This is a genomic window from Polaromonas sp. (assembly GCF_018780625.1).
Taxonomy (GTDB): Bacteria; Pseudomonadota; Gammaproteobacteria; order Burkholderiales; family Burkholderiaceae_C; genus Polaromonas.
Genome location: NZ_JADMJK010000240.1, coordinates 1 through 10,893, shown reverse-complemented (window position 1 = coordinate 10,893; position 10,893 = coordinate 1). Strand labels below are relative to the sequence as shown.

The 10,893-nt window shown below is 65.5% G+C and carries 13 protein-coding genes, 2 pseudogenes and 1 riboswitch; all 15 genes and pseudogenes read left to right on the top strand.

Annotated elements, in window-relative coordinates; genetic code table 11:
- Positions 1-203 (top strand): annotated as a pseudogene (locus IV091_RS17250) (ABC transporter ATP-binding protein); the annotation flags it as partial.
- 75 nt (positions 204-278) lie between these two features.
- Positions 279-517, top strand: a riboswitch (cobalamin riboswitch).
- Positions 518-710: 193 nt separating this feature from the next.
- Positions 711-1,541 carry a precorrin-4 C(11)-methyltransferase gene (gene cobM / locus IV091_RS17245; protein ID WP_293470519.1) on the top strand — a complete coding sequence of 277 codons (831 nt, stop codon included), beginning with the start codon at positions 711-713 and terminating at the stop codon, positions 1,539-1,541.
- Positions 1,538-2,533 (top strand): CbiX/SirB N-terminal domain-containing protein, encoded by a 996-nt coding sequence (locus tag IV091_RS17240; RefSeq protein ID WP_293470517.1) that lies wholly within the window; start codon positions 1,538-1,540, stop codon positions 2,531-2,533. The genes cobM and IV091_RS17240 overlap by 4 nt, the downstream gene beginning before the upstream one ends.
- A complete protein-coding gene (locus tag IV091_RS17235) occupies positions 2,530-3,216 on the top strand; it encodes a precorrin-8X methylmutase (protein WP_293470515.1) in 687 nt (228 codons plus the stop codon). The genes IV091_RS17240 and IV091_RS17235 overlap by 4 nt, the downstream gene beginning before the upstream one ends.
- Complete coding sequence (locus tag IV091_RS17230; RefSeq protein WP_293470513.1) at positions 3,213-4,310, top strand: cobalt-precorrin-5B (C(1))-methyltransferase; 1,098 nt, start codon at positions 3,213-3,215, stop codon at positions 4,308-4,310. The genes IV091_RS17235 and IV091_RS17230 overlap by 4 nt, the downstream gene beginning before the upstream one ends.
- Positions 4,307-5,644: a precorrin-6y C5,15-methyltransferase (decarboxylating) subunit CbiE gene (cbiE, locus tag IV091_RS17225; RefSeq protein ID WP_293470511.1), complete on the top strand. Its 1,338-nt coding sequence runs from the start codon at positions 4,307-4,309 to the stop codon at positions 5,642-5,644. Before IV091_RS17230 ends, cbiE begins: the two co-directional genes overlap by 4 nt.
- The gene (gene cobI / locus IV091_RS17220) at positions 5,637-6,455 is read left to right on the top strand and encodes a precorrin-2 C(20)-methyltransferase (protein ID WP_293470509.1); all 819 of its coding nucleotides are present in this window, start codon (positions 5,637-5,639) and stop codon (positions 6,453-6,455) included. The genes cbiE and cobI overlap by 8 nt, the downstream gene beginning before the upstream one ends.
- Positions 6,452-7,213: a cobalamin biosynthesis central domain-containing protein gene (locus tag IV091_RS17215; RefSeq protein ID WP_293470507.1), complete on the top strand. Its 762-nt coding sequence runs from the start codon at positions 6,452-6,454 to the stop codon at positions 7,211-7,213. The genes cobI and IV091_RS17215 overlap by 4 nt, the downstream gene beginning before the upstream one ends.
- Positions 7,210-7,644: a cobalamin biosynthesis protein gene (locus IV091_RS17210; RefSeq protein ID WP_293470505.1), complete on the top strand. Its 435-nt coding sequence runs from the start codon at positions 7,210-7,212 to the stop codon at positions 7,642-7,644. The genes IV091_RS17215 and IV091_RS17210 overlap by 4 nt, the downstream gene beginning before the upstream one ends.
- A 36-nt stretch (positions 7,645-7,680) precedes the next feature.
- Positions 7,681-7,872 (top strand): CbtB domain-containing protein, encoded by a 192-nt coding sequence (locus IV091_RS17205; protein ID WP_293470503.1) that lies wholly within the window; start codon positions 7,681-7,683, stop codon positions 7,870-7,872.
- Between the two features lie 14 nt (positions 7,873-7,886).
- Positions 7,887-8,708 carry a CbtA family protein gene (locus tag IV091_RS17200; RefSeq protein WP_293470502.1) on the top strand — a complete coding sequence of 274 codons (822 nt, stop codon included), beginning with the start codon at positions 7,887-7,889 and terminating at the stop codon, positions 8,706-8,708.
- Positions 8,705-9,700: a precorrin-3B C(17)-methyltransferase gene (gene cobJ / locus IV091_RS17195; protein WP_293470500.1), complete on the top strand. Its 996-nt coding sequence runs from the start codon at positions 8,705-8,707 to the stop codon at positions 9,698-9,700. Before IV091_RS17200 ends, cobJ begins: the two co-directional genes overlap by 4 nt.
- Positions 9,697-10,047 carry an NAD(P)H-dependent oxidoreductase subunit E gene (locus IV091_RS17190; RefSeq protein ID WP_293470498.1) on the top strand — a complete coding sequence of 117 codons (351 nt, stop codon included), beginning with the start codon at positions 9,697-9,699 and terminating at the stop codon, positions 10,045-10,047. The genes cobJ and IV091_RS17190 overlap by 4 nt, the downstream gene beginning before the upstream one ends.
- Positions 10,037-10,795: a uroporphyrinogen-III C-methyltransferase gene (gene cobA, locus IV091_RS17185; protein WP_293470496.1), complete on the top strand. Its 759-nt coding sequence runs from the start codon at positions 10,037-10,039 to the stop codon at positions 10,793-10,795. Before IV091_RS17190 ends, cobA begins: the two co-directional genes overlap by 11 nt.
- A gap of 6 nt (positions 10,796-10,801) precedes the next feature.
- A pseudogene (locus IV091_RS17180) lies at positions 10,802-10,893 on the top strand (cob(I)yrinic acid a,c-diamide adenosyltransferase); the annotation flags it as partial.

Below are 10,893 nucleotides of genomic sequence, written 5' to 3'. Positions count from 1 at the left end.
GCGGCAAAACCGTCATCAGCGTGCTGCACGAAATCTCGTTTGCGCTGCAGGCCGATGAGCTGGTGGTGATGGATCAGGGCCGCGTCACGCACCAGGGCGCCTGCGTTGACGCCGCCACGCACCGCGCGCTCGAAGACGTGTTTGACCACCGCATTGGTGTGCATCAGCTGGCCGGGCAATGGCTGGCGTTGCCTCGAATTTAGCCTTTCGTCATGCTCAGCGAGGCCGCCACGCGCCTTGTGAAAGTGATTTCCAGGAGGCTGATTTTTAGGGTGCTAAACTGAAATGGAAATTCAGGTGGTCTGCAGACTTCGGTTTGCAGGCTTAAACGGGAAGTCGGTGCGCACGGGTTTATTCACCAACCCACGCTATTCCGACGCTGCCCTCGCAACGGTAAACGAGTCAAAGCCAGGTCCATCACCACTGTGCCAACGTATGGGAAGGGGGTCTGACAGAACAAGCCTTTTTGCTTCTTCACTCGTGAGCCCGGAGACCGGCCTGATTTTTTGCGCGTGATCTTGCGATGGGCAAGGGTCAGCAGGCGACAGTCCACAGCGTTTTCGGGAATTTTTTGCCCCGGCATTCGCTGCTTTGCGGCTGGGCCTTCTTTCTCCTTTTCTCCCCTTCGCTTCATCACACCCATTTAATCTATCGCGCGATGGGCGTGGAGGAGGCGATATGTTGAGGCAACGCTTTTCAGCGTCGGGGTCATGAGCGGCGGCACCGTCTGGTTTGTGGGCGCCGGTCCGGGCGACCCGGAACTCATCACCGTGAAGGGCCGGGCGCTGATCGAGCGCGCTGGGGCCATCTTGTTCGCCGGCTCCCTGGTCAGCGAGGCCGCCATGCGCTGGGCCCCTGCGGGCTGCGTGATTGCCGACAGCAAGGACATGACGCTGGAGCAGATGTCGGCCTGGCTGATCGGGCAGGCCGGGCGCTGCCAGACCGTGGTGCGCCTGCAAACCGGCGACCCCGGCCTGTATGGCGCGCTGATCGAGCTGGTGCAGCCGCTGGACGCGGCGGGCGTTCCGATTGCGGTGGTGCCGGGCGTGTCGTCGGCCATGGCGTCTGCGGCGGCGGCGGTGGAAAGCCTGACGCTGCCCGAAGTCACGCAAACCGTGATTTTTACCCGCATGGAAGGGCGCACGCCGATGCCCGAGGGCGAGTCGCTGGAGGTGCTGGCGGCGCACCACAGCACCTTGTGCATCTTTTTGAGCATCACGCTGATGGGGCGGGTCACGGCGGCGCTGACGGCGGCCGGCTGGTCGCCGGATGCGCCGGTGGTGGTGGTCCACAAGGCCAGCTGGCCGGGCGAAGAAAAAATCATCCGGGGCACGGTGACGACCATCCAGGCCCTGTGCCGCGAGGCAAAAATCGTCAGTCAGGCCATGATCATCGCCAGCCCGACACTGGGTGCCCGGCACTGGACAACGCTGGCCAAGTCCAAGCTTTACGACGCCAGCTTTACCCACAAATTCCGGCGCGCCAGCACCAAGCCGAGCCTGATTACCGACATACCCAAAGACCTCCCGGAGACAACATGACAGCAGACACCATTCTTGTGGTGGGCCACGGCTCGCGCGAAAAATCGGGCAACGACGAAATACTGGACTTTGCCGAACAGTGGCGCCAGCGCCAGCCAGGCTGGCGCATCGAGGTGTGCTTCATCGAGTTTTCCGAGATCACCATGAGCGAAGGCCTGCGCCGCGCCGCGACAGGCGCGCAGCGGGTGCTGGTGGTGCCGCTGATCCTGAATGCCGCCGGGCATGTGAAGATGGACATTCCGCAGGCCATTGACGGCGCGCGGCTGAAGTTTGCGCGGGTGCAGTTCTTGTACGCGCCGCACCTCGCGGCCTGCGACCCGATTCTGGCCATCGTCAAACGCCGCCTGAAAGGCGCGATGCAGGCGCTGGACATGCCCGACCCGACCACCACCGGGGTGGTGATGTTGGGGCGCGGCTCGTCCGACCGGCAGGCCAACGGCGAGATGGCCAAGATGGCGCGCTGGCTGATGGAAGAAACCGACCACGAACTGGTGGACCTGGCGTTTACCGGCATCACCTGGCCGCGCCTTGAAAAAGCCGTGCAGCGGCAAAGCCTGCTGGGCATGACGCAGGTGGTGGTGCTGCCGTACTACCTGTTCAACGGCACGCTGGTCGAGCGTATCACCCGGCAGGTTGAAAACCTGAAAGCCCAGTACCCGGCCATCCGCTTTACCTCGACAGCTTACTTTGGGTTTGAGCGCGAGATTTTTGAGTTGCTGGAGGCGCGGGTGAACGACCTGAAGCGCGGCGCGCCGGAGTTCCGCATGCCGTGCGACGGCTGCAAGTACCGCGAGTTCGGCGTTGAACATGGTCTGGGCGGGCATCACCATGACGATGCCCTAGCGCACGACCACAACCACGATCACGAACATCCGCATCCGCATCCGCATCCGCATGCCCAGGCCATCGTTCAGATTCATGCTCATGAGGATGGACATCAGCATGACCACGCGCACCCGCACGACCATCGCCACGAGCACGCCCAGCCATGAGCACCGCCAACGTCGTTACCGAGCAGCTCACTGCCGCCGGCCGGGCCATCGAGCATGACTCCTTTGCCGTGATTGACCGCGAAGTGGCCGCGCACGCCTACACCGCCGGGCAGTGGCCCATCGTGCGCCGCATGATCCACGCCAATGCCGACTTCGACTTCAACGGCCTGACCGACTTTCACCCGCGCGCGGTGCAGGCCGGCGTGGCCGCCATCCTGTCGCGCGGCACCCGCGTGGTCGCCGATGTGGAGATGATCTGCGTCGGCCTGTCCGCGCCGCGCCTGGGCCACTTTGGCATGGCCACGCACCAGTTCATCTCGGATGCCGATGTGATTGAGATGGCCAAGGCCGAAGGCACGACCCGCGCCGTGCAGGCCATGCGCAAGGCGCACCGGCTGGGCTTGATCGATGGCGCCATCGTCGGCATCGGCAACGCGCCGACCGCGCTGATCGAGCTGGTAAGGCTGATTCATGACGAGAGCGCGCGTCCCGCGCTGGTCGTCGGCATGCCGGTCGGTTTTGTCTCGGCGGCCGAATCCAAGGACCTGATGGCGCTGGAGTCCGCCGTGCCGTGGGTGGTGATTCGCGGCCGCAAGGGCGGCTCGACGCTGGTGGTGGCCGCCATCCATGCCCTGCTGGGGCTGGCCGAAGCGCAAGAGCTTGCGCAGAAAACCCGCGCATGATGGACAAGAACGCGCCGCGCGGCACACGCACCGGCTTCACCACCGGCGCGTGTTCGGCGGCGGCGGCGCGCGCGGCCACGCTGGGGCTGGTGACCGGGCAGGTGCCGGACAGCATTGAGTGCCTGCTGCCCAATGGCGACCGGGTGACTTTTGCGGTGCTGGACGGCACGGTCAACGGCCACACCGCGCACGCCATGGTCATCAAGGACGCGGGCGACGACCCGGACTGCACCGACAAGGCGCACCTCACGGCCGACGTGACGCTGCGCCGTGACTTGCCCGGCCAGGTGCTGCTGACCAGCGGTTTTGGCGTGGGCACCGTGACCATGCCCGGCCTAGGCCTGACGGTGGGCGGCCCGGCCATCAATCCAGTGCCGCGCCGCAACATCATGGCCAATGTGCAGGCCGCAGCCGGCGAACTGCTGGAAGAAGCCGGCTTCGAGGTCTGCATTTCGGTGCCGCAAGGCGTGGAAATGGCCAAGAAAACGCTGAATGCCCGGCTTGGCATCCTGGGCGGCATTTCCATTCTGGGCACCACCGGCATCGTCAAGCCGTATTCGACGGCCGCCTACCGGGCCAGCGTGGTGCAGGGCGTGCAGGTGGCGGGCACGCTGGGCCACGGCGTGGTGGTGCTGACCACCGGCGGGCGCACCGAGAAGTTCGTGATGGCCGAAATGCCGCATCTGCCCGAACCGGCTTTTGTGCAGATGGGCGACTTTTTGCGCTACGCCATGAGTGCCGCCGTCAAGGCCGGTTTGAAGCAGGTGGTGATTGGCGGCATGGTCGGCAAGCTCACCAAGATCGCCCAGGGCGAAACCATCACCCACGCCGGCCGGGCAGAGGTCGATACCGGTCTGCTGGCCGACATTGCCGCCAGCCTGGGCGCGGCGCCGGACGTGTGCGAGGCCATTCGCCAGAACGAAACCGCGCGCTATGCCGGCGAGCGCATGGATGCGCTGGGTTTGGGCACGGCTTTTCACACAGCGCTGGCGCAGCGGGTGATTCAGACCCTGCAGGCGCGTTACCCCGATAAATTTGATCTGAAAGTGCTGGTCTGCGACTTTGACGGTCGCAAGATAGCGGAGGCCCCTTGAATTCTGAATCCATCAACCTAATTGAAAAATGTCGAGTCATCGGCGTGCTCGACGACGGCATTGCCAGTTTGAGCCGCGCCGCGCTGGCGCATTTGCAGCAGGCGCAACTGGTGATTGGCGGCACGCGCGCGCTGCAGCTGTTTGCCGAACACACTGATCCGGCAGCCCGGCAACGCGACCTGACAGGCGCGCTGTCGCAAGTTCCCGAATGGATTCGTGTTGCCCAAAGCGAAAACCAGCGCGTGGTGGTGCTAGCTACCGGCGACCCCTTGTGCCACGGCATCGCCGCCTACCTGGCGTCGCGCCTGTGCATCGAGGCGATCGAGGTCATCCCTAACGTATCCACCCTGCAATTGGCCTGCGCCCGGCTCAGTCTGCCGTGGCAGGACATGAAGTTCTCGTCGGTTCACGGCAAGGATGCGGGCGACTGGGCGGAAGGTTCGGAGCCTGGCCACGGCCTGTACGCGCTGCTCCGTGACATACGGCAAAATGACCGCCTGGCCATTCTCACCAGCCCCGCCAATACGCCCGACCGCATTGCCCGCATGCTGGTCACTGAGGGCCTGGCCGATGATTTCGAGATGGCCGTGGCCGAGCGCCTGTGCCAGCCCGAGGAACGCATCGTCAGCGGCATGGCCATCACCGCCGCCGCGCAGATGCCATTTGCCGACCCGAACGTGGTGCTGCTGTGGCGCACCCGCCCGCGCCTGCAGCCGGTGCTGCTGGGCCTGCCAGATGCCAGCTACCAGCAGCGCTACCCGGAAAAAGGCCTGATCACCAAGAACGAAGTGCGCGTGGTGTCGCTGGCCCGCATGCAGCTGCGCGCCGGCAGCGTGGTCTGGGACATTGGTGCAGGATCGGGTTCTGTGGGTCTGGAAGCGGCGCGGCTGTGCAGCCAAGGCCATGTGTACGCGATTGAAAAAAATGTCGACGACAGCGCCATCGTGCGCGGCAACCGCAAAAACCTCGGCATCAGCAATCACACGCTGGTGCATGGCAAGGCGCCCGAAGGCCTGCAGCACTGGCCCGACCCGGACGCGGTGTTCATCGGTGGCTCGGGCGGCGAACTGGCCGAGCTGATCCGTTTGATCTTGCTGCGCCTCAAGCCCGAAGGCTGGCTGGTGATGAATTTCGTCACGCTTGAAAACCTGGCCGTGGCCGTCGAGACCTTAAAGGTGCTGGGCGTGGCCTGGGACGTGCTGCAGCTGCAGGCCTCGCGCAGCAAGCCGATTTTGCACATGAACCGCATGGCCGCCGAGAACCCTGTGTGGCTGGTGTGCGCGCAAAAAATCGCCGTGCCCCAAGCTGCCCAGACGGGAAAAAGCGATGACTGAACTTCATGTGACCACCCCAACAGTTGCGCCAGGCCGCCTGTTCGGCGTCTCTTTAGGCCCCGGCGATCCGGGCCTGATCACGCGCCGCGCCTGGGCCTTGCTGGAGCGTCCGGATGCGGTCTGGACCTATCCGGTGCGCAGCCTGCGCAAGGAAAGCTATGCGCTCGACATCGCCCTGCGCGCCGGGCTGGCACTGCCCGCCCGGCACCAGCCACTGCTGTTTCCGATGACCCACGATGTGGAAAAGCTCGCCCGCCACTGGCTCAAGGCCGCCGAAACCGTGAAGGCGCTGCTGGCAACGGGTCAGGATGTGCTGTTTCTCGTCGAAGGCGATGCCTCCACCTACGCCAGCTTTTGCTACCTGGCCCGCGTGCTGCGGGAACTCGATGCCGAGGCCAGCATCGACATCGTGCCCGGCGTGACCTCCTTCAACGCGGCCTGCGCCCGGCTGCAGATGCCGCTGTCGGAGCAGGACGACACCATCGCCATCGTGCCTGCCGCCTACGGCATTGCGGCCGTTGAAAAGATGCTGGACGACTTCGACACGCTGGTGCTGATGAAGGTCAAGCCGCTGCTGGACGACTTGATCGACCTGCTGGAGCGCCGGGGCTTGCTGCCGCACAGCCGCTTCATTGAAAAAGCCGGCTCGCCGGTGGAGCGGATTGTTCACAACGTGGCCGAACTCAAGGGCACGAAGGTCAACTACCTGTCGCTGCTGCTGGTCAAGAACCCTGACCGCGTGCGCGGCGACATGCTGCGCGGCTGCCGCAAGAAAACAAGCACTGAAATCGAAGAGGAAACTTTAGGATGACCATGAACACCTTGCCAGATACCAGCGCCGCCGTGCGCGTCGTCCTGGTTGCCATCACCAAGCACGGTGCGCAGCAGACCGCCGAACTGGCGCGCCAGCTGCCGCAGGCCAGCGTCTGCGTGGCTGAAAAATTTGCGCCACTCATGGCGGGCTTGCCCAACCCGGTGCGCGCCTACAGCGGCGCTTTTCGCGATGAAATCGCCACGCTGTTCATCGAGTTTGACCAGGTCGTTTTCTTCGTTTCGCTGGGCGCGGTGGTGCGCCTGATTGCGCCGCACCTGAAAAGCAAGGACGAAGACCCGGGCGTGCTGGTGGTTGATGACGCCGGGCAGTTTGTCATTCCGGTGCTGTCGGGCCACGTCGGCGGCGCCAATGCCATGGCCGAGCAGGTGGCCGCGCTGCTCGGCGCCACCGCCGTGCTGACCACCGCGTCCGACGTGGGCAAGACCATTCCAGTCGATATTCTGGGCCGCGAACTGGGCTGGAAAGTCGAGGCGCCCAAGATCAACATCACCCGCGTCTCGGCCCACGTCGTCAACGGCGAGCCGGTTGCCGTCGTGCAGGAAGCCGGCAGCCCGGACTGGTGGACCCGGCCGACGCCGCTGCCGGCGACCATCCACAAATTCGAGCGCTTTGAAGACGTGGACCTGAACCACTTCAAGGCGGTGCTGTGGATCACCCATGCAGAGGTGACGAACGAGCGCTGGCAGCAATTGAACGAGCGCCTGGTCGTGTACCGGCCGCCGCAAGCCGCATGACCGATGCACCCTTCAAAATCGCTGTCGGCCTGGGCTGCGACCGGGGCACGTCGCTGGCCACGCTGCAACAAGCCCTGGGCGAGGCGCTGGCGCTGGCCGGTGCCTGCGTGGGCGATGTGGCTGCCGCCGCCAGCATTGACCTCAAGGCCGACGAGCCGGGCTTGCTGGCGCTGGCCGCGCGGCATGGCTGGACGATGGCCTTTTACACCCCGGAACAGTTGGCCGCCGTGCCCGTTCCCAACCCGTCCGAGACGGTGCGCAAGTACACCGGCAGCCCGTCGGTCAGTGAAGCGGCCGCCTTGCTGGCTGCATCGGCAACGGGGCAAGCGCTTTGCGCCACGGCGCTGCTGGTCGAAAAACACAAACACCGGGATGCCGACGGGCGCAACGCCACGGTTTCCTTAGCCCGCTGTCACGCTTTCCCGCTGTGACCTTTTTAGTTTCTTAACCCTGAAATGGAGCAACCCATGAACGCGTCTTCCGCATCTGCCTTTTTTGCTTTCCTGCCTGCCAGCGCAACCCGCAGCCTGCTGCTGCAACTTGCCGCCGGTGCCGCCCTGGGCCTGGTCGTGCTGTACGGAGTGGCCTTTGCCGAAAGCCCGCTGGCGCACAACGCCGCGCATGACGTGCGCCACGTCACCGTCAAGCCTTGCCACTGAACCGGGAGTCACTCATGATTTTTCAACGATTGATCTGGGCCGCGCTGGCTGCCGCCCTGCTGGTCGGCAGTGTCCAGTCCGGTGTGCAGCAGTGGCAGGCAGTGCCGATTATTCAGGCCGCCGAGGTCTTTGAGGGGCAGAAGGCCGAGGCGCCGGCAGCACCGGCAGCCGCCATGCCGCATGCCCACGCCGAAGGTGTTGCGCCAGCGCATGAACACGGCACGGCAGAGGAATGGGCGCCGGCCGATGGCGCCGAGCGCATTTTCTGGACCTGGACGGCCAACGTCCTGCATGCTTTCAGCATGGCGCTGCTGGTGTTTGCCGTCATGGGCGTCTGCCTGTGGCGCGGCACGGCAGCCCCTTCCTTGCCGCTGGGCTTGCTGGTGGCCGCCGCTGGCTGGCTCAGCTTTCATTTCTGGCCTTCGCTGGGCCTGCATGCCGAGATTCCGGGCATGGATGCCGCCCGGCTGGGCTCGCGCCAGGGCTGGTGGGTGCTGGCCGCAGGCAGTGCGGCCCTGGCCTGCGCCTCGCTGGCCAGCTTGCGCAGTCCGCTGCGCTGGGCTGCCGCCGTGGCGTGGCTGGCCTTGCCTTTCGTCGTCGGCGCGCCGCACATTACCGCCGACCCGCTGGCCGGTTTTAGCGGTCCGGCGCAGGTGCAGTTGCGCGAACTTGGCGCGCAGTTCATCTGGGCCACCACCTGGGTGTCGCTGTCGTTCTGGGCGTCGATGGGCCTGGTCTGCGGCGCGTCGTTCCAGCGCTGGCTGCGCCCGGCCATGGCAGCAACTTTTGAACGCTCCAGGCCGCGTGCATCAGCCGCAAGGGCAGTGAATCCATGAGCTGCCCGCAAGGAAAAATCATGCTGGTGGGCATTGGCCCCGGCAGCCACGACCACATGACGCACCGCGCGCGCGCGGCCATCGCCGAGGCCGACGTGGTGGTCGGTTACGTCACCTACATCAAGCTGGTGGCCGATTTGCTGGAAGGCAAAGAGGTCATCCGCAAGGGCATGACCGAAGAGCTCGATCGCGCCGTGCATGCGCTGGCCAGCGCCCGCGAAGGCAAAAAGGTGGCGCTGATTTCCTCGGGCGATGCCGGCGTGTACGGCATGGCCGGGCCAACGTATGAGGTGCTGTTTCAGGCCGGCTGGACGCCCGAGTCCGACGTGGAGGTCGAAGTCGTGCCGGGCGCGTCGGCTATCAACGCCTGCGCGGCGCTGGTGGGTGCGCCGTTGACGCACGATTTTTGCTCGATCTCCTTGTCTGACCTGCTCACGCCCTGGCCGGTGATTGCGCGCCGCCTGGACGCGGTGGCCGCTGCCGACTTTGTGGTGGCGCTGTACAACCCCAAGAGCGGCCGGCGTACCCAGCAGATTGTGCAAGCCCAGCACCTGTTTTTGCGCCACCGCCGGCCCGACACGCCGGTGGCGGTGGTCAAGTCGGCCTACCGGCGCCGCGAGCGCATCGAATTCACCACGCTGGAGCACATGAGCGAGTGCGACATCGGCATGCTGACCACGGTCTTGATCGGCAACAGCAACACCTTTGTGCGCCACGGCCTGATGGTGACGCCGCGCGGCTACGCCAACAAGTACGAGCTGCACGGCGACGGCAGCACGCGCGAAGGCGAAAGGGCGGGCCGCTCCCTGTCCACCGGACTGCTCGGCTGGATGGAAAATTTGCGTATCGACCATGCCGAAGGCGAAGGCATTGCTGCGCTGGCGCTGCGCCACAAGCTGCCAGCGGACTACATCGAGTCGGTGCTGGCCGCGCCTGTTCTGGAGCCGGCCGCCCAAGAAGAAGCGGCCCGCACCGAGGAATCCGAAGCATGAGCGAAGTGGTCAAGCCCAAGATCGGCAGCTACAAGCGCCACCTGCTGGTTTGCACGGGCACCCGCTGCACGCAGGATGGCGCTTCGCAGGCGTTGTTCGACAGCCTGGGCGACAAGTTCAAGGCGGCTGGGCTGCACGACGGCGACCTGCGCGTCAAGCGCAGCCGCGTGAGCTGCTTTGCCGCCTGCAAGGGCGGGCCGGTGATGTGCGTGCAGCCCGACGGCACCTGGTATTACAACGTCACGCCGGCCAACATGGACCGCATCATTGAGCAGCACCTGGTGGGCGGCCGGCCCGTGGCCGATCTGGTGTTTCACCAGGGACCGGGTGGCAGCCATGACGCTTGATGCAGGGATGGGCGGCTGCGGATTTGTATCCATCGTCGGCGCGGGTCCGGGTCCGGCCGACTTGATGACGCTGAGGGCGCGCGACCGGCTCCAGCGTGCCGAGGTGGTCGTGCATGACCGGCTTGTCACGCCCGAGGTGTTGGCGCTGATCCCGCCGACCGCCTTGCGTGTGTATGTGGGCAAGGCCCTGGGCGACCATTCGGTGCCGCAAGACGGCATCCATGCGCTGCTGATTCAGCATGCGCGTCTGGGGCGTCAGGTGGTTCGCCTCAAGGGCGGCGACCCCTATATGTTCGGGCGTGGGGGCGAAGAGGTGCAGGCTTTGCAGGCAGCGGCCATCGCCTTCGAGGTCGTGCCGGGGGTGACGGCGGCCAGTGGCTGCGCGGCAGCGGCGGGCATTCCTCTGACCCACCGGGACCTGGCCGGCAGCTGTGTTTTTCTGCCTGGCCATCTGGCCGATGACGATGCTTCGCACGACTGGCAGGCGCTGGCGCGGCCAGGGCAGACCCGTGTGTTTTACATGGGCGTGCAGCGCCTGGCGCAGATTGCCCAGCAGCTCATCGCCCACGGACTGGCGCCCGACACCCCGGCCGCCATTGTGCGCGACGGCACCCGGGCGGGCCAGACCGTCATCGCCACCGGACTGAGCGCCCTGGTGGCATGCGCTCCGGGCTATGGCCCCCAGCCCGGCTTGCTCATCATCGGCGAAACGGTGCGGCTCAGCCCTGATTTCAAACTCCCTCGATAATTTCCCATGAACATTGAAACCCCCCCCACCGACAAACCCTATGACAAGCCCGAGGGCGAACGCCGCGGCCTGCTGATCGTCAACACCGGCGACGGCAA

What these genes read in the sequence shown, in the direction of transcription:
- cobM (WP_293470519.1), top strand. Translation starts at nt 711, where the DNA reads ATGAGCGGCGGCACCGTCTGGTTTGTGGGCGCCGGTCCGGGCGACCCG.
- IV091_RS17240 (WP_293470517.1), top strand. Translation starts at nt 1,538, where the DNA reads ATGACAGCAGACACCATTCTTGTGGTGGGCCACGGCTCGCGCGAAAAA.
- IV091_RS17235 (WP_293470515.1), top strand. Translation starts at nt 2,530, where the DNA reads ATGAGCACCGCCAACGTCGTTACCGAGCAGCTCACTGCCGCCGGCCGG.
- IV091_RS17230 (WP_293470513.1), top strand. Translation starts at nt 3,213, where the DNA reads ATGATGGACAAGAACGCGCCGCGCGGCACACGCACCGGCTTCACCACC.
- cobI (WP_293470509.1), top strand. Translation starts at nt 5,637, where the DNA reads ATGACTGAACTTCATGTGACCACCCCAACAGTTGCGCCAGGCCGCCTG.
- IV091_RS17215 (WP_293470507.1), top strand. Translation starts at nt 6,452, where the DNA reads ATGACCATGAACACCTTGCCAGATACCAGCGCCGCCGTGCGCGTCGTC.
- IV091_RS17210 (WP_293470505.1), top strand. Translation starts at nt 7,210, where the DNA reads ATGACCGATGCACCCTTCAAAATCGCTGTCGGCCTGGGCTGCGACCGG.
- IV091_RS17205 (WP_293470503.1), top strand. Translation starts at nt 7,681, where the DNA reads ATGAACGCGTCTTCCGCATCTGCCTTTTTTGCTTTCCTGCCTGCCAGC.
- IV091_RS17200 (WP_293470502.1), top strand. Translation starts at nt 7,887, where the DNA reads ATGATTTTTCAACGATTGATCTGGGCCGCGCTGGCTGCCGCCCTGCTG.
- cobJ (WP_293470500.1), top strand. Translation starts at nt 8,705, where the DNA reads ATGAGCTGCCCGCAAGGAAAAATCATGCTGGTGGGCATTGGCCCCGGC.
- IV091_RS17190 (WP_293470498.1), top strand. Translation starts at nt 9,697, where the DNA reads ATGAGCGAAGTGGTCAAGCCCAAGATCGGCAGCTACAAGCGCCACCTG.
- cobA (WP_293470496.1), top strand. Translation starts at nt 10,037, where the DNA reads ATGACGCTTGATGCAGGGATGGGCGGCTGCGGATTTGTATCCATCGTC.